General features: G+C 47.7%; 20 protein-coding genes and 1 pseudogene. 20 read left to right on the top strand and 1 reads right to left on the bottom strand.

Going from position 1 to position 19,910, the window contains the following annotated elements; genetic code table 11:
• Positions 1–38: 38 nt before the first annotated feature.
• The 13 genes and pseudogenes from ACLTOQ_RS15530 to ACLTOQ_RS15470 all read left to right on the top strand — a co-directional run bounded on the left by ACLTOQ_RS15530 (position 39) and on the right by ACLTOQ_RS15470 (position 14,613).
• Positions 39–818 carry a YdcF family protein gene (locus ACLTOQ_RS15530; RefSeq protein ID WP_412319894.1) on the top strand — a complete coding sequence of 260 codons (780 nt, stop codon included), beginning with the start codon at positions 39–41 and terminating at the stop codon, positions 816–818.
• Positions 819–968: 150 nt separating this feature from the next.
• Positions 969–2,348, top strand: coding sequence for a serpin family protein (locus ACLTOQ_RS15525; protein WP_337598501.1), 1,380 nt, complete (start codon positions 969–971; stop codon positions 2,346–2,348).
• Positions 2,349–2,574: 226 nt separating this feature from the next.
• Positions 2,575–3,099: an adenine phosphoribosyltransferase gene (locus ACLTOQ_RS15520; protein WP_262585588.1), complete on the top strand. Its 525-nt coding sequence runs from the start codon at positions 2,575–2,577 to the stop codon at positions 3,097–3,099.
• An 81-nt stretch (positions 3,100–3,180) separates the two neighbouring features.
• On the top strand, positions 3,181–5,511 hold the full coding sequence (locus ACLTOQ_RS15515; protein ID WP_118762250.1) for a RelA/SpoT family protein: 2,331 nt from the start codon (positions 3,181–3,183) through the stop codon (positions 5,509–5,511).
• A gap of 125 nt (positions 5,512–5,636) precedes the next feature.
• Positions 5,637–6,269 carry an MBL fold metallo-hydrolase gene (locus ACLTOQ_RS15510; protein WP_262585586.1) on the top strand — a complete coding sequence of 211 codons (633 nt, stop codon included), beginning with the start codon at positions 5,637–5,639 and terminating at the stop codon, positions 6,267–6,269.
• Positions 6,270–6,273: 4 nt separating this feature from the next.
• The gene (gene hemZ, locus ACLTOQ_RS15505) at positions 6,274–7,722 is read left to right on the top strand and encodes a coproporphyrinogen dehydrogenase HemZ (RefSeq protein WP_262585585.1); all 1,449 of its coding nucleotides are present in this window, start codon (positions 6,274–6,276) and stop codon (positions 7,720–7,722) included.
• A 250-nt stretch (positions 7,723–7,972) separates the two neighbouring features.
• Positions 7,973–9,091, top strand: coding sequence for a hypothetical protein (locus tag ACLTOQ_RS15500; RefSeq protein WP_262585584.1), 1,119 nt, complete (start codon positions 7,973–7,975; stop codon positions 9,089–9,091).
• 818 nt (positions 9,092–9,909) lie between these two features.
• On the top strand, positions 9,910–11,820 hold the full coding sequence (ltrA, locus tag ACLTOQ_RS15495; RefSeq protein ID WP_113998925.1) for a group II intron reverse transcriptase/maturase: 1,911 nt from the start codon (positions 9,910–9,912) through the stop codon (positions 11,818–11,820).
• Positions 11,821–11,952: 132 nt separating this feature from the next.
• Positions 11,953–13,050: pseudogene (locus tag ACLTOQ_RS15490) on the top strand (VirD4-like conjugal transfer protein, CD1115 family); the annotation flags it as partial.
• A gap of 89 nt (positions 13,051–13,139) precedes the next feature.
• Entirely contained in the window at positions 13,140–13,298 is a 159-nt protein-coding gene (locus ACLTOQ_RS15485; protein WP_003500126.1) for a Maff2 family mobile element protein, read from the top strand.
• Positions 13,299–13,453: 155 nt separating this feature from the next.
• Complete coding sequence (locus ACLTOQ_RS15480) at positions 13,454–13,726, top strand: helix-turn-helix domain-containing protein (RefSeq protein ID WP_002593556.1); 273 nt, start codon at positions 13,454–13,456, stop codon at positions 13,724–13,726.
• Positions 13,686–14,063, top strand: a complete 378-nt coding sequence (locus tag ACLTOQ_RS15475; protein WP_412319893.1) for a TnpV protein — start codon at positions 13,686–13,688, stop codon at positions 14,061–14,063. Before ACLTOQ_RS15480 ends, ACLTOQ_RS15475 begins: the two co-directional genes overlap by 41 nt.
• Positions 14,064–14,112: 49 nt before the next feature.
• Complete coding sequence (locus ACLTOQ_RS15470; RefSeq protein WP_002594812.1) at positions 14,113–14,613, top strand: hypothetical protein; 501 nt, start codon at positions 14,113–14,115, stop codon at positions 14,611–14,613.
• A 94-nt stretch (positions 14,614–14,707) separates the two neighbouring features.
• On the opposite strand, the gene ACLTOQ_RS15465 is transcribed toward ACLTOQ_RS15470, so the two are convergent.
• Positions 14,708–15,514, bottom strand: coding sequence for a helix-turn-helix domain-containing protein (locus tag ACLTOQ_RS15465; RefSeq protein WP_002594811.1), 807 nt, complete (start codon positions 15,512–15,514; stop codon positions 14,708–14,710).
• Positions 15,515–15,997: 483 nt separating this feature from the next.
• Between ACLTOQ_RS15465 and ACLTOQ_RS15460 the strand changes: the two genes are divergently transcribed.
• From ACLTOQ_RS15460 to ACLTOQ_RS15430, 7 genes are all read left to right on the top strand, one after another.
• Complete coding sequence (locus ACLTOQ_RS15460; RefSeq protein WP_002304353.1) at positions 15,998–16,186, top strand: hypothetical protein; 189 nt, start codon at positions 15,998–16,000, stop codon at positions 16,184–16,186.
• Entirely contained in the window at positions 16,183–16,524 is a 342-nt protein-coding gene (locus tag ACLTOQ_RS15455) for a DeoR family transcriptional regulator (protein ID WP_003020305.1), read from the top strand. Before ACLTOQ_RS15460 ends, ACLTOQ_RS15455 begins: the two co-directional genes overlap by 4 nt.
• Positions 16,517–16,813 carry a DUF3847 domain-containing protein gene (locus ACLTOQ_RS15450; RefSeq protein ID WP_002594808.1) on the top strand — a complete coding sequence of 99 codons (297 nt, stop codon included), beginning with the start codon at positions 16,517–16,519 and terminating at the stop codon, positions 16,811–16,813. Before ACLTOQ_RS15455 ends, ACLTOQ_RS15450 begins: the two co-directional genes overlap by 8 nt.
• 300 nt (positions 16,814–17,113) lie before the next feature.
• Positions 17,114–17,335, top strand: a complete 222-nt coding sequence (locus ACLTOQ_RS15445) for a hypothetical protein (RefSeq protein ID WP_020993165.1) — start codon at positions 17,114–17,116, stop codon at positions 17,333–17,335.
• Positions 17,336–17,391: 56 nt separating this feature from the next.
• On the top strand, positions 17,392–17,916 hold the full coding sequence (locus ACLTOQ_RS15440; protein ID WP_006060469.1) for a hypothetical protein: 525 nt from the start codon (positions 17,392–17,394) through the stop codon (positions 17,914–17,916).
• 185 nt (positions 17,917–18,101) lie between these two features.
• Entirely contained in the window at positions 18,102–19,682 is a 1,581-nt protein-coding gene (mobQ, locus tag ACLTOQ_RS15435; RefSeq protein ID WP_412319892.1) for a MobQ family relaxase, read from the top strand.
• 65 nt (positions 19,683–19,747) lie between these two features.
• A partial coding sequence (locus tag ACLTOQ_RS15430) for a CHC2 zinc finger domain-containing protein (RefSeq protein WP_412319899.1) occupies positions 19,748–19,910 on the top strand: 163 nt, incomplete at its 3' end.

The raw sequence follows: 19,910 nt of genomic DNA, 5'->3' as shown, positions 1-19,910 counted from the left end.
ACCGTTTGGATAAAACTGTATGCGGGATGGAGATTAAAATGGAGAAGAAGCGGACGAGGAGAATGAAAATGGCGATGCTCTGTTATGTGCTGGCGGCACTGTGTCTGGTATATTGTGTTGGCGTGGTTGCAACCAAGGCTGCCGGAACGAAATTTTACCTGATCTGGCTGGCAGGGACGGCACTGTTTGGTCTGTTCGGCTTTTTTGTACAAAAAGGGCTCTGGATGCGTTTGCCAATCGGACTGCGGGCGGGAATCGGCGTGCTTGCAGGCGTGGGTATTGCCTGTCTGTGCGGTCTGCTGATCCTGATCGGCAGCACATTTTCTGCAAAAGGGGAGCAGCAGCTTTCCTATATTATTGTGTTGGGTGCACAGATGAAGCAAAGCGGGCCCAGCGTCGTTCTGGAAAAACGGCTGTGTCAGGCATATACCTATCTGACGGAAAATCCGGAGACGCTCTGCGTACTGTTCGGCGGACAGGGCAGCAACGAGCCGGTCAGCGAGGCACAGGGAATGTATGATGCTCTGGTAAAAAAAGGAATTGACCCCAAACGGCTGATTTTAGAAGACCAGTCCACCAACACCGTAGAAAATCTGCGCTTTTCCAGAAAGCTGATTCCGCAGGAGGTTCAGAAGGTCGGCATTGTGACAAGCAATTTTCATGTTTACAGAAGCCTGCGGCTGGCAAAACAGCAGGGCTTTCTAGATCCGGTCGGGATTTCTGCGGATTCCGGTGTTTATTTTCTGCCCAATAATGTGCTGCGGGAATGTTTTGGTATCGTGAAGGACAGACTATATGGCAACCTGAAATTTTTTTAAAAATTTTCAAACTATGTGAAACCGGACGGCAGCTGTCTGCGTGTATGTAGATAGCAGGGCACAAAAGAATCCTGCGGCAGGACGATTTCCTGCCGGAAGGGTTGAAAAACTGTCGATTTTACAACACCATATAGGAAGGAATTTTCGGATATGAGAAAAAAACAGATGCTTGCACTTTTTATGAGCCTGAGCCTGCTGGCACAGGGGATGTTATTTAGCGGCTGCGGACAAAAGAGTATCGGGGAAGAGCCTGCACAGACCCGGACGGAAACGGAAGGAGCGCAGTCTATGGAGACATCCGATTCAAACAAACAGGATCAGACGTCTGAAACGGATGAAAACAATCAGACGGCTGCAGATAAGACACCGGATCAGGATGTTGCGCGGGATGAGGAAAACGGCTTTGCACTGCGTTTTACGGAGGCTTTGCTGAAGCAGAAAAAAGAGGGAGAAAACCTGATCGCATCCCCGTATTCCGCATGGCTGCCCCTGGCGGCGCTGGTAAACGGCTGCAGCGGGGCAACACAGGAACAGCTGTTAAAAGTGATCGGCGAAGCCGGGATCGACGCTGAAACGTTAAATCAGACGGTAAAGGCAGTCAATGCCGGGCTTTCCCAGGAGGAACGCAGAAAAAGCTACGAAGAATATGGAGAAACGTTTGAAAGCCCATTGAAAATCGCAAACGCATTGTTCGTTCAAAAGGATGCAACGGTAAATCAGACGTTTGAACAGCTGTTTTCGGACAATTACGATGGAAAACTCTTTTCCGTTGACTTTTCGGATCCCTCTGCAGCAAATGCCATCAACAGCTGGGCCTCAGAGAAGACCGATGGAAAGATTGTAGAGATTGTGGACTCCTTCGATGCGGATACGGTAGCGGCGATTGCGAATGCATTGTATTTTTCGGACAGCTGGAGCAGCCAGTTTTTGGAAGAAAATACGACGGAGGGCACGTTTCACGGCGCAAAGCAGGACGAGAATGCAGAGTTTATGAATCAGAAGCTAAGCGACGGCATTTATTATGAGGACGAGACGATGCAGGCTATCGTGCTCTGGACGACAAGCGGAGGGCAGATGGTACTGTGCCTGCCCAAAGACGGCTATAGTGCGGAAGAGGTACTGCAGAGCCTGACGACAGAAAAGCTGCAGAAAATCAGCGGAGCGGATTACCGCTGCGTACAGCTTTCTTTGCCCAAGTTTAAGCTGGAAAGCAATGTATTCTCGATCAAAGAGGCTCTGGAAGCCATGGGGATTCCGCTGATGCAGGCAACAGACGCTGCGCTGACAGAGGTTCTGGATAACGAGGCTCTCTATATTTCAAGTGCACTGCAGAGTGCAATGGTTGAGGTGGACGAAAACGGACTGACAGCTGCCGCAGTTACCGTGATGGGACTGGAAAAAATGGCGCTGATGCCCGAAACCGATCCGATAGAGCTTACCTTTGACAGCCCGTTTGCGTTTGTTTTAACCGGAAACGGCGAAGACGCAGGCGATCAAATCCTCTTTACGGGTGTGGTGAACCACTTATAAGGCGCAGCAGAGGTTGAAACAAAGCACTGGCTGGTACAATAACATTTTTTCATCAGAATAAGGAATAAGAAAGCCCGGATTTTTCAGATGCTGTCATGGCAGGGAAAATCCGGGCTTTCGGCTGTATTGACTTTAATGAAGGAAAATAATATAATGATAACATCGATAAGTCCCGTTTGACAGGGTTCCATTTTAAAGAAAAGAGAAGAAAAAGAGGCATAGGAAAATGAAAAAACTGGAAGAATATGTAAGAAGTATACCGGATTTCCCGCAGGAGGGAATTATTTTCAGAGATGTTACGAGCGTGCTGGAGGATGCTGACGGCATGCACCTCGCAGTCGATACCATGCAGGATCTGGTAAAGGATCTGGAGTTTGACGTAGTCGTAGGCGCAGAGTCCAGAGGCTTTATTTTCGGCGCACCCATCGCATATAACCTGCATAAGCCCTTTGCACTGATCCGCAAAAAGGGCAAGCTGCCCTGTGAAACCGTGTCTCAGGAATATTCTCTGGAATACGGCACGGCAGTAATCGAAATGCACAAGACCTCTATTAAACCCGGACAGAAAGTGCTGATCGTAGATGACCTGATCGCAACCGGCGGCACGACTCAGGCGATGATCTCCCTGGTAGAGAGACTGGGCGGCGAGGTTGCAGGCGTGTTGGTTTTGATCGAGCTGGCAGGGCTGAAGGGAAGAGAAGCAATTGCAGGATATCGTCTGGATTCCGCAATTGTATATGAAGGCAAATAATTGATTTTCGAAAAAGAGTTACGACGTAACTCTTTTTTGGCAGAAACTGATAAAACTGGACGATGGTAAGGTGTGCGGAAGATGGATAGAACGGAAGACAGATCAAAAGAGCCGAAAACCAAGCTGGTGCTGGATGACGGACGAATTGAGAGCATTCAGGAATTTATAAGCCCGGAAGAACTATATCAGGACCTGATCGAGCGGGTGCGCAAGTATCATCCTTCGGATGATATTTCCATGATTGAAAAAGCGTATCGGCTGGCAGATAACGCCCATCAGGGACAGGTGCGTAAATCCGGCGAGCCTTACATCATCCATCCGCTGTGCGTGGCGATTATCCTGGCGGATCTGGAGCTGGATAAGGAGACGATCGTGGCGGGACTTCTGCACGATGTGGTGGAAGATACCGTGATGACGGTCGAACAGGTCGGAGAACAGTTCGGAACGGACGTTGCCTTTTTGGTGGACGGCGTGACCAAGCTGCAGCATCTGCATCTTGCGGACAATTCCGGCAATAAAACAGAAGCACAGCTGGAGATGCAGGCGGAGAACCTGCGCAAGATGTTCATGGCGATGGCGAAGGATATCCGCGTAATCATGATCAAGCTGGCGGACCGCCTCCACAATATGCGCACCCTCAAGCATATGCCCCACGAAAAGCAAATCCGGATTGCGCGGGAGACGATGGACATCTATGCGCCCATTGCACAGCGTCTCGGTATTTCCAAGATCAAGGTAGAACTGGACGATCTTTCGTTAAAATATCTCGAACCGGACGTTTATTATGATCTGGTGGACAAGATCGCGATGCGCAAAAGCGAGCGCGAAAAATATATTCAGGGAATCGTGGACGAGGTTTCCGAGCACATCAAAAAGGCGGGAATCGAAGCTAAGATTGACGGTCGTATCAAGCATTTCTTCAGCATTTACAAAAAGATGAAGAATCAGCATAAGACCATAGACCAGATTTATGACCTGTTTGCTGTCCGGATTATCGTAGATACGGTTAAGGACTGTTATGCGGCGCTGGGCGTGATTCACGAGATGTACAAGCCGATTCCGGGGCGTTTTAAGGATTATATTGCGATGCCCAAGGCAAACATGTATCAGTCTCTGCACACGACGTTGATTGGAAGCTCCGGGCAGCCTTTCGAAATTCAGATCAGAACTTATGAAATGCATCGTGTGGCGGAATACGGTATCGCCGCCCACTGGAAATATAAAGAAGCCTCCGACGGCAAAAAGGTTGAGGCACAGGAAGAAGAAAAGCTGGCATGGCTGCGTCAGATTCTGGAATGGCAGCGCGAGATGTCGGATAACAAAGAATTCATGAACATGCTGAAAAGCGATCTGGATTTGTTTTCCGACAGCGTATACTGTTTTACGCCGACCGGCGACGTCAAGACCTTGCCTGCAGGCTCTACACCCATTGATTTTGCCTACAACGTCCATACTGCAGTCGGCAACAAGATGATCGGGGCGCGGGTCAACGGAAAGCTTGTGACGATCGATTACGAAATCCAAAACGGCGACCGCGTGGAAATTCTGACTTCGCAGAATTCCAAGGGACCGAGCCGTGACTGGCTTACGGTAGTCAAGAGTACGCAGGCGAAAAACAAGATCAACCAGTGGTTCAAAAACGAAGTCAAGGAAGAAAATATCACTAAGGGCAAGGATCAGTTCAACACCTACTGTAAGGCACGTTCGATCAACCTGGGCGAAATTATGAAGCCGGAATATCAGGCAGCTGTCATGAAGAAATACGGCTTTATGGACTGGGACAGCGTGCTGGCAGCGATCGGACACGGCGCGCTCAAGGAAGGTCAGATCGCCAATCGGATGCAGGAGCTTTATGAGAAAGACCATCCGAAGGTGATGACCAATGAAGAAGTGCTTGCCTCCATTGCAGAAAATAATGCCAATCAGGCGAAGCAGATGCACCCCCACAGTAAAAACGGCATCGTGGTCAAGGGGATTCATGATGTGGCAGTACGTTTTTCCAAATGCTGCTCTCCTGTGCCCGGGGATGAGATCGTCGGCTTTGTGACAAGAGGACGGGGGATTTCGATCCACCGGACGGACTGTATCAATGTATTAAACCTGCCGGAGATCGAACGTGCCAGACTCATTGAAGCGGAGTGGGAGCCCTCGGATACTGGAGCAGATGGTGAGAAATATATGGCGGAGATCAATATCTTTGCACATAACAGAAACGGACTTTTAGCAGACATCAGTAAAGCACTGACGGAGCGCAATATTGATATCCAGACGATGAATACGAGAACGAACAAGCAGGGAATTGCTACATTGTCTACTTCATTTGAGATCAGCAGCAGGGAAGAGTTAAATCAGATCGTAGCGAAGCTGCGCAACATTGAAAGCGTCATCGATATTGAGCGTACAACGGGCTGATGCGATGCCGGCGGCAGGTACGAGCAGGTATTGGGAAAGCCGATATGGAATTGGCGGCGTTTCAACGTTTGCAATGCTATCGGAAAATAGCGATTTGCTGCTTGGCTTCTGGGAAAGGAAAACGAATGTCTGAAATTAAAATTGGGCGAAAGACGATGGGTGTCTGCGCAACAAACTGTTATTTTTTATACCGGGAAGGCGGGACAAAGGCGGTCGTAGTCGATCCTGCGGAAAACGGAGCAGGGATTTTCAAATTGCTCTCCGAAAAGGACTTTACTGTGGAAGCGATTCTTCTGACACACGGTCATTTTGACCATATTGGCGGCGCAGCAGAATTAAAAAAAGCATCCGGCGCAAAGGTGTATGCATTGGCAGAAGAGAAGAAAGTCTGCCGGACGCCGGAGTTAAACCTGTCTGCCCAGATGCCCCCTGTTGTGACGATCGAAGCGGATGAATGGCTGACAGACGGACAGACAGTGGAAACCGCGGGGATTTCATTTCAGGTCATTGCAACGCCAGGGCATACTGTAGGCGGATGCTGCTATTACTGTAAAGAGGGCGGTTTCTTATTCTCCGGCGATACGCTGTTTGAGGAATCGGTCGGCAGAACAGATTTCCCGACCGGCAGCATGAGCAGTCTGGTACGCTCTGTGAAAGAAAAACTCTTTGTCCTTCCGGAAGATACAAAAGTTTATCCGGGACACGGAGATATTACTACAATTGGAAGGGAGAAGCAGTACAATCCCTACTGCCAGTAAAAAGATGATTATTGTAACGTTAAATGAAGACAGATATGCCTATGATATCCATTCTCTGGTAAAGGCCTTTTATCCGGAGCAGGAGATCAAAGTTTTTGTAAAAGGAACCAAAGAAGAACGAAGTGACGCCGGGCTGCCGGCGTTTTTCGTGGAATTTGATGAGACGTCCATCTGTGCAGGAATTGAAAATGGAGGGACTAAAACAGTCAATCTAAAGACGCCGGAGGACAGGGGGACGGTTAAAAACGATTTAAAACAGCTTTTGTACGCGCTCCTTTCCGAAGAAACAGGAAAGACGCTTCCGTGGGGAACCCTGACAGGTATTCGTCCGACGAAAATTGCGAAACAGCTTCTGGAACAGGGACAAACAGAACAGGAAGTCGCTGCCTATATGGAGCATACCTATCTGGCATCGAAAGAAAAAACAGAGCTGTCGATTGACATTGCCAAACGGGAAATGCAGATTTTATCCGGAATTCATTATGAGGAAGGATACAGCCTTTATATCGGGATTCCGTTCTGCCCAACGACCTGTCTGTATTGTTCCTTTACCTCTTTTCCGATCTGTGCATGGAAAAATCGCGTGAGCGACTATTTAAGCGCTGTGGAAAAGGAAATCGATTTCGTAAAAGAAGCCTGCGCAGACCGCGTTTTGGACAGCGTTTATATTGGCGGCGGCACGCCGACTACACTGGAACCAGAGGAATTGGAGCGGCTTTTTTTGAAGCTTCAAAATACGCTTGACTGGTCACAGGTGCGGGAGTTTACGGTAGAAGCAGGGCGCGCGGACAGTATTACGGCAGAGAAACTGCGTGTGATGAAGCGTTATGGTGTGACGAGAATTTCGGTCAATCCACAGACGATGAAGCAGGAAACCCTTGATCTGATCGGTCGTCGGCATACTGTGGCGCAGACGGTTGAGGCATTTCGGCTGGCGCGGGAGGAAGGCTTTGATAATATCAATATGGACCTGATTCTCGGGCTGCCGGGAGAAACGAAGGAAGATGTCGAAGAGACAATCCACCGAGTGCAGGAGCTTGGACCCGACAGCCTGACGGTACATTCTCTTGCAATTAAGCGGGCTTCCAGGCTGAGCCAGTGGATTTTGGAGCACGGCATCAGCACGCTGCACAACACGGACAAAACGATGGCGATCGCTGCCCAGGGGGCAAAGCAGATGGGCATGGAACCGTATTATCTCTACCGACAGAAAAATATGTCCGGCAATTTCGAAAATGTCGGCTATGCAAAACCGAAGAAGGCGGGTATTTATAATATTTTAATTATGGAGGAGGTCCAGACGATCATGGCACTCGGTGCAGGAACCATCTCCAAACGCGTCTATGGCGATGGCAGAATCGAACGCTGTGACAATGTCAAGGATGTCGGGCAGTATATCGAGAGAATCGATGAGATGATACAGCGCAAACAGCGGTTATTCTCAGAAGAATAGTTGGATTTTCAATAAAATATTGTAACGTGTTATGGAAAAATGAGTACAACAAAACCGTACAGGTGCAACAGTTTGTTACTCGTGACAGTAACATCGAAACCAAAGGACATTTCTAATTACTTAGGAATGTCCTTTTTGCGCATTTGTGAATGGTTTTAGGTGCAACAAACACATGAAATAATGAAATGGAGGTCCATTATGAACAACACAGCGTTAGGAGCAGAAAAATAAAAAGCCCTTTTGGATTAAAGTGGGCGCGGTTGCGGCTTGTCTCGCAATCGTGATTGCCGTAGGCGGCATACTTGCCCCTTTTTCCGGCGGTATGATTGTATCGGCTTATGCTTATGGCACAAATGAAGAAATTACCGCAGCCGGCGCGGTAATGAATAGCGGTACAATCAGCGATAGCGGAGAGATGAAAGGACAGCCGTTGATGTTCTATCTTTCTGGCAAAGATATTGCTACAGTCCGTTTTTCTTGCAAAAACCAGCAAATCAATTTTTGGGACTGGACAGAAAAAAGAGATGAATATGGGAACGCCCAGAACTTTACCGTTGCCTATGGGGAGGACGAAAGCGAATATTATTATTTGACGATCAGCTGGGTGCCTAATGCTATCATTCGGGAACTGACTGACAATGAGGACAGTACGATTGCAGCTTTGCCGGAGGAAATGCGGAATGATATTATCGTCATGGAGATTACATTTGAAAACGGAAAAACTACAACAAAGGCAATTACAATCTCTCTGTTAGATGACGGTAGATTCTTTGCGTCCTTTGATGATTACCAAATCAGCGAAGAAGATACTTTTATAAATCGTCCCGATAGCGAAGCAATCGGTGCCGCACCTGTTATAGAGGATAATTACAAAGAAGCAGATCCGAATGAACCAGAGCAAATTGTCATTCCAAATAGTATTACTTTCACAGGAACAATCATTGACAATGTGATTGAAAGTTTAGTTCCCATTATTCTTGTTGATGTCGAGGAAAATTCAGGACTAAGCTATGATAAAGTGCTGTTTGAATTGACAGAGGAACAAAAAGATTGGAAATTAAAAACTGGTACGTGGGTACAAATAGTCTGCTCGGACTTTTTTCAAGAATCGACTCCCCCGATTGGCAATTTAATTTCTATTACAGAAGCAGCACCCAATGATGAGTTGAAAATAGCAGATGAAGCAGCCAGAGCCTATTATGAGAATACAGTCTTTGAAGTTGTTTCTTTGGAATTAAAGAGCCAGACAGAAAATAAAATTATTTTTTCTGTGTGTGCAAGCAAGGACGGAGTAATTCAAGGGCCTAATCGCACAATCACTTTACAACTGAATAATGAAACATGGGAAGTTGTGAACGAGGGATACTAAGAGATTGCACAGAGAGCCGACCAGCCGGAGCAGAGCCGCGCCAACCAAGCTCGTAAACACAATCATTGTAAATACCAAAGGGGAAGGACAGCAAGCCTCTGAGGATTTCTGGGTGAGTGCGACTCGTTCGCAGACGGTAAAAAGTCTGCGCACGAGCAACGGTTTTCCGTTGTTCGGAGAACTGGTAGTTTGATAGGTGGAATGACGGGGTAACGCCCTGAAACGCCTACCCTTGATGGGCGTGCATTAGCTGTAATGGCTGGTGTACGAAGCCCCATGACAAAGGCTGAGAGTAACCGTAACCACTGCCTAAAGTGGTCGAAAGCGGTCTGGAGGCAGACTGTGTTACCTATAAGCCGAGAGTCTATAAGATACCTATGGTTAGAATGTTCGCTTTGGCGGGCGGACTGACGAACCTGCGAATGTACAGGTCTAAAAGAAGACCACGCAGAAATGTGTGGGTGCGTTAATGCGCAGTCGGTGTGGTTTAGTAGAAATTGATCCTACGAACGACCATGCTGTGTTACAGGCACAGGCAAGCCGACAGGTCTATAGCAGGAACCTATGGGTATGTATGAACAGATAGAACTATCGGAACGAGGAAAGGCAGCAGATTCCGCAAGGAATAGTCTGACGAAAAACAATAAGCAGACGAACTGCTGCTGAAAAGTAGTGGTCGAACCTATGATGTGCTTGCGTTATGTGAGCTACGGAGGAATGGCCACAAGTCGGTTGAGATAAGCAGGCATTATTCAATCCAACATAAGGATTCGAGTAAGACCAAAAGGGTCACTTTCGCAAAAAGGAGGTGATGCCTTATGCCAAAGAAAAACAAAACTCTATGTGTAGATGACTTACGTCATGCCGAGTATTACGGTATGCAGCCAGTTTTTGATGAACTCTATCATCGAAGTTTGGAGGGAGAAAATTTTACCGACCTTATGGATTTAATTCTGAGCCGGGACAACATTCTTCTGGCATATCGGAACATCAAAGCAAACGGAGGAAGCTACACAGCAGGAACAGACAACAAAAACATCAGTGACATCGGGTGTTTACCGCCCGAAACAGTTGCAGAGAAAGTGAGGTTTATTGTCACAGGAAGTCAGCACGGATACCGCCCAAAGCCGGTAAGACGCAAAGACATTCCGAAACCAAACGGAAAAACCAGACCGTTAGGTATTCCCTGTATCTGGGACAGGCTGGTACAGCAATGTATCAAACAGGTCATAGAGCCAATCTGCGAAGCGAAATTCAGCGACAACAGTTACGGCTTTCGCCCGAACCGTTCCGTGGAACACGCCGTGCAGAAAACTTACACCATGCTTCAACGCATGAACCTGCATTATGTGATTGAGTTTGATATAAAAGGATTTTTCGACAACGTAAATCACAGCAAGCTAATGCGGCAAATATGGGCAATGGGAATACACGACAAACAGTTGATTTTTATTATCAAGCGGATTCTGAAAGCACCGATTAGAATGCCAGACGGCACTACACTCATTCCAGACAAAGGCACTCCGCAAGGCGGTATCATTTCACCGTTGCTTGCCAATATCGTGCTGAATGAACTGGACAAATGGGTTGAGAGCCAATGGCAGAACCACCCTCTTGTAAAGGAATACGGGTATGAGAGGAAAATCAGAAACTCGATTACTTTTGACCGGAGCAAGGCATTCCTCAAAATGAGGAAAACAGGGTTGAAAGAAATGTATATCGTGAGATATGCAGATGATTTCAGAATTTTCTGCCGGAATAAAGAGGACGCTTTGAGAACGAAAGAGGCTGTAACGGCATGGATAACCGAGAGGCTGAGGTTGGAGGTATCGCCAGAGAAAACAAGGATAGTCAATGTTAGAAAACGCTATTCAGAGTTTCTTGGGTTTAAGATACGAGTCAGACCGAAAAGCAGGAAGTACATCGTGCAATCTCATATCTGTGACAAAAAGTTGGAACTGGAAAGGCAAAAACTGGTGGAACAGGCGAAACGAATTGCCCGACCTCCAGAGGGAAAAAGACCTTTGGACGAAATACGGCTGTACAATTCAATGGTTCTGGGAATACAGAATTATTTTCAACTTGCCACCTGCATCAGCATTGATTGCAGGAAAATCCACAGACAGGTCATGACAGTTTTAACAAATCGGCTCAATACAGAAACCGGGTGCAGACTTGTTCGAGAGGGCGGCGCAATGACCGAGAGCGAAAAAGAACGGTTTGGAAAGTCGGCAATGATACGGTATGTATCTGGAATCGACCAACCTATCTACCCTATCGCATACATCAAGAACAAGATACCGATGGCAAAGAAAGCGGCGGTTTGCAGTTACACGGTAGAGGGACGGGCATTGATACACACGAACCTAAGTATGAACTCATCTGTTCTATCAGGTTTGAGGAATCAACCGTCTATGGGGCGAAGCACAGAACTTACTGACAGCAGGATTTCACTATTCTCGGCTCAACGTGGAAAATGTGCGCTAAGTGGGGAACTCTTTGAAAATGCGGCTGACATAGTATGCTGGCTGAAAACACCGGCAGAATTGGGCGGCAAGGAACGCTATCGAAATATGATTTTGTTCCATAATAGATTTCTTCCACTCCTGCAAGAGTGTCCTAAGAATGAGCTAAAAGAGATAGCCGACACGCTCAAGGCAACAAAGGAACTGATGTTAAAAGTGAACAGTCTGCGCCAGCAGGCTGGTTTGTCCGCAATAGAAAACTAACATTTCATTTGGTGATTGATTAAATGCTTGTGAAAACAACCGATGGAACGCCGGATGCGGTGAAAGTCGCACGTCCGGTGTGGAGTGGGGGAAAATCCGGCGATAACTTCAAAGGATTACCTATCACTATAAGCTGAAACCCTCTTGTACTGCGCCCTTGTGGCCTACATCGTCTTTGAGGGGCCGGAGGAAGAACGCAACATGAATACGCTGGTGGAAATGATAAACAGCATGGAAGTCCGGGAGGATGACGAAACCTTCAAAAATGCGGTGGACTATATGTTTGACGGGTTGGAACGTCGCAGCCCCCAGCACTTCGCCGTGAGGCAGTATAAGAAATACAAGCTCGCCAGCGGCAAGACAGCCAAAAGCATTTTGATTTCCTGCGGTGCAAGACTGGCTCCCTTTGATATTCCCCAACTTCGGGAGATCATGTCTTATGACGAACTGGAGCTGGATAAGCTGGGGGATGAAAAATCAGCGCTGTTCTTTCTTATCAGCGACACGGACACCACCTACAACTTTTTGGTTGCCCTCGCTTTTTCGCAGATGTTCAACCTTCTGTGTGAACGGGCTGATAACACCTATGGCGGGCGTCTGCCCTACCATGTGCGGGTGCTGTGGGACGAGGCTGCCAACACCGGACAGGTGCCGGGGCTGGAAAAGATCGTGGCCGTCATCCGCTCCCGTGAGATCAGCCTGACGCTTTTTTATCAGGCAATGAGCCAGTGCAAGGCATTGTACAAAGACCATTCCGAAACCATCATGGGAAACATGGACAGTATCGTGTTCCTCGGAGGCCGGGAGGCTTCCACCCTAAAGGATATTTCGGAAAACTGGCTGGGCAAGGCCACCATTTCCATGCAGACCGAGGGTCGCAGCCGTGGACAGTCTGAAAGTTACAGCCAGAATATGCAGCGGCTTGGCCGGGAGCTGATGACCACCAGCGAGATCACCACCATGCCCGGAGATAAATGTATCTTGCAGCTTCGGGGGCTCCCGCCTTTCCTGTCCCCGAAGTATGACTTGAAAAAGCACCCGAATTACAAGTACACAGCCGAATTTGATAAAAAGAAAAACGCCTTCCGCTTGGAAAGCCTGTTCCGCCACCGGCCATTGAGACTAAAGCCGGAGGACGAATACACGGTGTACGAAGTGGACGGCTCCGACACGGACGAAGAAGCTGACCTGTTGAATTTCGATGATCTGGACAGCGACGAGTTTGTGTAACTTCGGGCCATGATGACCCGAAGCGCCGCCGATGTGGGCGGCTTTTTTTGTACCCAAAACCATCAAACAAACAAAATGGAGGAACGTATATGGAATTTTTCAATCAGGCAATCGACATTCTTAAAATTCTGGTCATGGCTCTTGGCGCTGGTCTGGCGGTATGGGGCGTCATCAACCTTCTGGAAGGTTACGGGTCGGACAACCCTGCGGCAAAAAGCCAGGGCATTAAGCAGTTTATGGCTAATTAAAGGGAACAAAAAGAAAGGAAAAGCACAATCCAGACGGTATCAGCGGCAGGCTACAAGAATAAATTGTGATTTCACAAGATTGGTGCTATAATAAGAGAAAAGTTCCTGCCGGGGCAGCCGCCCCGGTGGTATGGATAGAAAGGCAGGAAAACAATATGCACATCAGCTATAAACCACTCTGGCATACACTGTTAGAGCGTGATATGAGAAAAGAAGATTTAAGGCTTGCCGCTGGTATGACAACGAATATGATTGCCAACATGAGCAAAGAGGGAAAGCACATCAGCATGGACACATTAGCCCGTATCTGCGAAACGCTGAATTGTGAGATTACCGATGTGATTGAGTTAGTACCAGACGAGCCTGCTTCCACAGGAGGTAAGGAACATGAGCGAATTGAAACCAAGAATAACGGAAAACGGAATTGATTATATCCTTGTCGGAGATTACTACATCCCGGACTTGAAACTGTCGGAAGAACGCCGCCCCATCGGAAAGTATGGACGGATGCACCGGGAATATTTAAGAGAAGTCCACCCAGCCAGATTGAACACATTGATACTGACCGGAGAATTGTGGACATATCTTGCAGACCTGAACGAACAGGCACAGGAACGGTTAGACACCATCATGGAGCAGATGAAAGCTGCCGAGGGCGTGACCGAGGAATTGAAGCGTACCCGTCAAATGGAATGGGTGCAGCGTTGCAATAACATTCACAACCGGGCAGAAGAAATTGTTTTGCATGAGATGATTTATTCATAACGGTATGATAGAATGATTATGACAAATCGGAATTTGAGGAGGTGTTCATATGAAGAGAGCATTGCTTTTTATTTTCATGACGGTTTGTGTATTAGGAATGTCCGCCTGCAGCAGCAAAGACGCCATGCCAGAAACATCAGATTCTGCCAGCAATCCGGTTCAGAATACAGATATCAGTAATCTGAATGGAGGAAAAATCTGGTCTGAACAAGATATTGTGTCGATGTTCTCTCTTGTGCAAGAAACAGATTGGGAATACATAGACTGTGTTTTAATTCCAGATCATGCTAGTGACCGTGTTGGTGCAGTACTCTTCCGGAACGATAAGGAGCAAACAAGCAATGTTGCGTTCTTTGATGCAGACGGATACTTTCAACAGTATGGCACATATGCAAGAATGTCTGACGAACCTGATTTTCAGTATCTCGGAGGTGGTGCGGTAACATTTAAGCTGGAAACAGAAGATGGTATAATCTATAACTACACGATCACAATCTCGATCGATGACAGTAATGTGAATTTTAAAGCGGAAGATGATTTGCCAAAATAAATTCAAGTTTGTCGTTCTAAAAATTCAACTGAATAATCCCAGCAAAAACCGCTGCTACATGGAAGCCAACAAACCATGCAACAGCGGTTTTTCTTTACCGTTTTTTCCTCTGACTGATAGGCGTTCCCATTTTCTTTGATTTTTTGAGAATCCGAATCAGCCAGCGAAATTCTTCGTCTGACAGATTTTTATAGTTGATACCAAGCTGCTTGCAGTAAAGGACAACCAGCTTTTCATCCCGGCTGCCCTTGAAATTTTCGACCGCTTCCAGATTTTCTTTCAGTTCATTGGCAACAGTGGTCTGGGGTGCACTCTCACTGTCCTTTTTATGGGCTTCCCGAATATCCCGGATAATGAGGTTGAGGTCATCCAGAACCATGTGGCTGAAATATTCATCATCGCTGATATGGGCGGCTTGCAACACTTTCAAATGGGGGTCATCTTCGCCGGGGCGATACCGTTCAATGATTTCATGCCGGACGGTATCGACAAGGGCGTTGAGGTTCTGAATCTGCATGGTGGCAATCCCATCCACATAAATCTCAATGTCCGCAAGAAACTTGATAAAGTCCTTATGGGTGGCAAGTTCGCAGAGCAGACGGTTGTTAATCCGACCGCTTTTCAGAAGTGCTACCATCTCATCACTCAAATGCAGCTCCCTTAATGGCGTGTTGATCTCCGCCCGGTTCTCTGTCCGGCAAAAGAGATAATCGAGGGACACCCCATAAAAATCTGCCAGCAGGATAAGGTTGCCATGATTGATTTCCTTATAGTCATCTTTTTCATAACTGCCAAGAGCCGATTTTGAAATACCCGTTTGCTCTGCCAGTTCTTCCAGTTTTAATCCTTTGTTTAATCGTAAATCTTTTAGCCGTTCCTGTATTGTAGTAGCTCCGTTCATTGAAGCAGTTCCCCCTTCTGACGACATTTATAACCGTTGAATTGATTATACCATATCAATTCCGCAATCGTGGAAATTTCTGATTTTTACCCCTAATTCCTACTTTGTGGACATACGGCACAGGGCACAAAAATGTTCTATGATACAGGTAGTTCATCGATGGATTATTCCAATCGAATGACCAGCCTGTGTGGGATATGCTTCCCCGGCGATGTAGTGCCATGACTTTTGGCAGGGATATGGAGGAACCCTGACCAAAACGAGCATACCAAAGGGAGCGATACGCCGCTGTGAGATTCAGGGGAGGAACGACACCGGGGAGAACTGGCGAACTGACACCGAAATGATACCGAAACACGACAATCTGATAGGGGGATAGTCTACCCTATCGCTGATACTTCGGGAGATTTTAAGCGGCTCTATGACCGTAATTTTGCCGAAAATCGCCCCGAAACCATACACTAAAACGGGAGGAAACGCAATATGCCGAGAATGAGCAAAAAGAGGAAGCATGAGCTTTCCTTTTACCTCAATGACCGGGGGCGTGTCACTTACAACGAATTATGCCGGAAATGCCAGCATGGGTGCAAGCAGAGCTTCCGGGCGGTTGTGATTGACTGCCCCCGTTATTTATCCAAACGAGCAAAGAAAAAGGAGGAACACACCGAATGAATTTTGAATTTATGACGATAGACACACCATTGCCGCCCTGTATGCCATTTCCCAGAGCGTTGACAGGATTTCCAGTCAGCAGCACCGCAAAGGTCATGTACTGCCGGATGCTGGACGCTATGCTATCCAAAGGGCAGGAGGACGAGAACGGAATCCTGTTTGTCTGCTTCCCTGTCACAGCCATTGCCGCAGTCCTGTCCCGCAGCCCCATGACGGTCAAGCGTTCTTTGAATGAACTGGAAACCGCCGGACTTATCATGCGGGTGCGTCAGGGCGTGGGAGAACCGAACAGAATTTATGTGCTGATACCGGGAAAGGAGGACGCTGCCCTTGCCTGATACCTCAAAGCTGGAAAAGCTCAACCGGGAGCTGGAGAAAAGCGAAAAGAAACTGCGGAAAGCCATCAATGATGAAAAGGCATTGCAGCACCAGTTGAAGCAGCTTACCCGAAAGGAACGGACGCACCGGCTCTGTACTCGTGGCGGTATGCTGGAAAGTTTTCTGCAAGAGCCGGAACGCCTGACAGATGATGATGTCATGCTGTTGTTGAAACTCATTTTTCACAGGCAGGACACGCAGGAACTATTGAAAAAACTGCTGGAACGGGAGAAGCCGGAAACCCCTTAGTTTACTAAGGGCGCAATTATACACCACCCAGAGGTTGGTGCATTGCGTTCTCCGAAGGCTCCTCGCCGGAGGGCTGTGATTTTCCGCAGTCATGGTCTGCTCCAAATCATACAGGGGACGCTACGCTTCCCCTGCGCTGGCTGCCGCCAGCTACCCTTTTGTGGACTTGCCATCTGGGGACACCTTGCGTTGCAAGCTGTTCCCAGCCGACAAGTTTCATAAAATACGCTATCTTTTCGATAGTCGATGAAGTATAATGAAGATGACAACAAACCTGAATTTAACGAGGAGGTAATGATTATGAGTAGAAATATAAAAGGTGGTTTTTTAACATTAAGTGGTGTTGTTGGTATTGTAGGAATGATAATAGCGGCAATGCAAAATCCGGCAACTGCATGGGTAACGCCACCTGGAAGAATGATTGTAAGTATTTTAGAAAATGGATTATTGATTCCTACGGTTTTATTCCTTGTTCTTTTTATTTATGGATTGTATATTCTCCTAACGGAGAAAAACGATTGAGCAATACCGGTTTGTCGAATTAAGAAAATCGGTAGTTGACAAGGAGTTTTGATAGCGTGAAAAAAATATTTCTTAAAATTGTGATAGGGGTTGTTCTTGTTTGTATTTTATTTGTTTGTTTTCTTTATACGAACAATGAGATCGGCGTGACTTCATCTAAGCTGGAGACAGATATTCGTTCGTCGCAGAAGATTAAGGATGATTGGACGGTCGATGGAAGCGTTTCCAGCACGATGGCTGCATATATTTCTTACCCTCAGGATTTGAGTGACCATTCTTTTTCCGTCTATGTCAACCGCCCTGGTCTTTCCTTTGGATACTTTTTCCGTGGGGGTGGAAAACTTTCGGGGGTTCAAAGAGGAATTGCCGAGTACACTGTAGAAGGATATAATGAGCGAGCATTTATTTCTATGAATCAGCAACAGGTAACACAGCTTGAAATAGATGACGGCAACACAATTCAAGTGCTTGACATTGACAGCAATAAACCTTTTGCGATTGTTTTGCCTATAAATGCGGGAACCATTACATTCTATGATGTGAATGGCAATACTGTGGAATACTGGAACAATTCTCTTTGACAACTTCCAGTTTGTCAGCTTCACATCGGGTCAACTTGTCCCGAACTTTCACAACTAAATACCCGCCGCTTACACAGCGGCACACCGAGCAGGAAATCTGAAAAAGGTCTCCTGCTTTTTTTCTGCCCAAAATGAGGTGGTAAAACGCCACCCCATCCACCAATTACCGAAAGGAGGGACACGAAATGCCCTGTCCACACAACGAAATCACGATTGTTCAGCGCAGCCAGCGGCAGTCTGCGGTTGCCGCCGCTGCTTACCAGAGCGGCGAAAAGCTGTTCTGTGAATACGACCAGGAAGTGAAGCACTACCCGGAAAAGCGTGGTATCGTCCACAATGAAATCCTGCTCCCGGCAAATGCCCCACGGTCGTATGCAGACCGCAATACCTTATGGAACGCCGCCGAAACGGTGGAAAAACAATGGAACTCCCAGCTTGCAAGGCGGTGGGTGCTTACCATCCCCAGAGAGATACCGCCCGACCAGTACGCTGTCCTTGTCCGGGAGTTTTGTGAACAGCAGTTTGTTTCCAAAGGGATGATTGCTGACTTTGCCATCCATGACCCCCATCCGCCGGGACACAATCCCCACGCCCATGTCCTGCTGACGATGAGGGCAATGGACGAACATGGAAAATGGCTTCCCAAGAGCCGCAAGGTTTATGACCTTGACGAGAACGGGGAACGGATAAAGCTGCCATCCGGCAGGTGGAAAAGCCACAAGGAGGATACGGTGGACTGGAACGACCAGAAGTATTGTGAAATCTGGCGGCATGAATGGGAGGTCATCCAGAACCGCTATCTGGAAGCCAATGACCGCCCGGAGCGTGTGGACTTGCGTTCCTATGCCAGACAGGGGCTTGATATTATCCCTACTGTCCATGAGGGGGCTGCTGTCCGGCAGATGGAAAAGCGTGGTATCCAGACGAATATCGGCAACCTGAACCGGGAAATCAGAGCCGCCAACCGCCTGATGAAGTCCATCCGGCAGCTTATCCAAAACCTCAAAGGCTGGATTACCGAGCTGGGAGAAAAACGGAAAGAGCTGCTTGCACAAAAAGCGGCGGAGGAAGCGACACTTCTTCCCAATCTGCTGATGAAGTATATGGAGATACGAAAGGAAGAACGGAAGGACTGGACAAGGGCTGGACAGAACCGGGGGACTTCACAGGACTTAAAGGCAGTCAGCGAAGCCCTGTCCTATCTCCGGCAAAAGGGGCTTTCCACTGTGGAGGACTTAGAAGCATTTCTGGAATCTTCCGGGAAATCAGCCGCAGATTACCGCAATCAGATGAAGCCAAAGGAAGCCCGCAGCAAAGTGATTGACGGGATTCTTGCCAGCCGGACAGACTGCAAGGAATGTAAGCCTGTCTATGAGAAGTACCAGAAGATATTTTTTAAGAAAACAAAGGAGAAATTCAAACAGGAACACCCGGAGGTTGCCCGGTATGCGAAAGCCGCCGCCTACCTTGCCAAGCACCCGGACGATAAGGACAGTACCCAAAAGGAGCTGCAAGAGGAGCAGGAAACGCTTCTGGAAGAAATTGCAGCCCTGAAAACACCTCTGATCGAGGTACAGGCTGATTTGAAGAAGCTGCGGGACATCCGCTACTGGGTACGGAAAGCCACACCCGGCACAGAGGAAAGCAAAGAGCCGCCCAAGAAGCAGCCCATCAAGGAAGTCTTGCAGGATAAGGCAGACGAGAAAAAAGCACAAAGAACCGCCCCGGCACAGGCGAAACACAGACAACAGGATATGGAACTTTAACAGGCACTTGCCATTTTCAATCAGAGAATGTCAGGTGCTTTTCTTATTTTCAAGGAGGGATAGATTTGAATGTATTTGAAGCTGTGAAGCAGTCCGTCACAACCAGACAGGCTGCGGAGCATTATGGAATCCATGTAGGGCGGAACGGGATGGCTTGCTGCCCGTTCCATCATGATAAAACCCCAAGCATGAAGCTGGATCGGCGTTACCACTGCTTCGGCTGCGGTG

This window comes from Gallintestinimicrobium sp. (assembly GCF_046968865.1).
Classification (GTDB): Bacteria; Bacillota; Clostridia; order Lachnospirales; family Lachnospiraceae; genus Gallintestinimicrobium; species Gallintestinimicrobium propionicum.
Note: the sequence above shows the minus strand (reverse complement) of the source record. Positions and strands in the feature narration are given on the sequence as shown.

Coding starts and splice junctions, on each gene's coding strand:
- ACLTOQ_RS15475 (WP_412319893.1), top strand. CDS start 13,686: ATGAGCGAATTGAAACCAAGAATAACGGAAAACGGAATTGATTATATC.
- ACLTOQ_RS15520 (WP_262585588.1), top strand. CDS start 2,575: ATGAAAAAACTGGAAGAATATGTAAGAAGTATACCGGATTTCCCGCAG.
- ltrA (WP_113998925.1), top strand. CDS start 9,910: ATGCCAAAGAAAAACAAAACTCTATGTGTAGATGACTTACGTCATGCC.
- ACLTOQ_RS15465 (WP_002594811.1), bottom strand. CDS start 15,514: ATGAACGGAGCTACTACAATACAGGAACGGCTAAAAGATTTACGATTA.
- mobQ (WP_412319892.1), top strand. CDS start 18,102: ATGCCCTGTCCACACAACGAAATCACGATTGTTCAGCGCAGCCAGCGG.
- ACLTOQ_RS15485 (WP_003500126.1), top strand. CDS start 13,140: ATGGAATTTTTCAATCAGGCAATCGACATTCTTAAAATTCTGGTCATG.
- ACLTOQ_RS15525 (WP_337598501.1), top strand. CDS start 969: ATGAGAAAAAAACAGATGCTTGCACTTTTTATGAGCCTGAGCCTGCTG.
- ACLTOQ_RS15460 (WP_002304353.1), top strand. CDS start 15,998: ATGCCGAGAATGAGCAAAAAGAGGAAGCATGAGCTTTCCTTTTACCTC.
- hemZ (WP_262585585.1), top strand. CDS start 6,274: ATGATTATTGTAACGTTAAATGAAGACAGATATGCCTATGATATCCAT.
- ACLTOQ_RS15445 (WP_020993165.1), top strand. CDS start 17,114: ATGAGTAGAAATATAAAAGGTGGTTTTTTAACATTAAGTGGTGTTGTT.
- ACLTOQ_RS15455 (WP_003020305.1), top strand. CDS start 16,183: ATGAATTTTGAATTTATGACGATAGACACACCATTGCCGCCCTGTATG.
- ACLTOQ_RS15530 (WP_412319894.1), top strand. CDS start 39: ATGGAGAAGAAGCGGACGAGGAGAATGAAAATGGCGATGCTCTGTTAT.
- ACLTOQ_RS15480 (WP_002593556.1), top strand. CDS start 13,454: ATGCACATCAGCTATAAACCACTCTGGCATACACTGTTAGAGCGTGAT.
- ACLTOQ_RS15470 (WP_002594812.1), top strand. CDS start 14,113: ATGAAGAGAGCATTGCTTTTTATTTTCATGACGGTTTGTGTATTAGGA.
- ACLTOQ_RS15515 (WP_118762250.1), top strand. CDS start 3,181: ATGGATAGAACGGAAGACAGATCAAAAGAGCCGAAAACCAAGCTGGTG.
- ACLTOQ_RS15510 (WP_262585586.1), top strand. CDS start 5,637: ATGTCTGAAATTAAAATTGGGCGAAAGACGATGGGTGTCTGCGCAACA.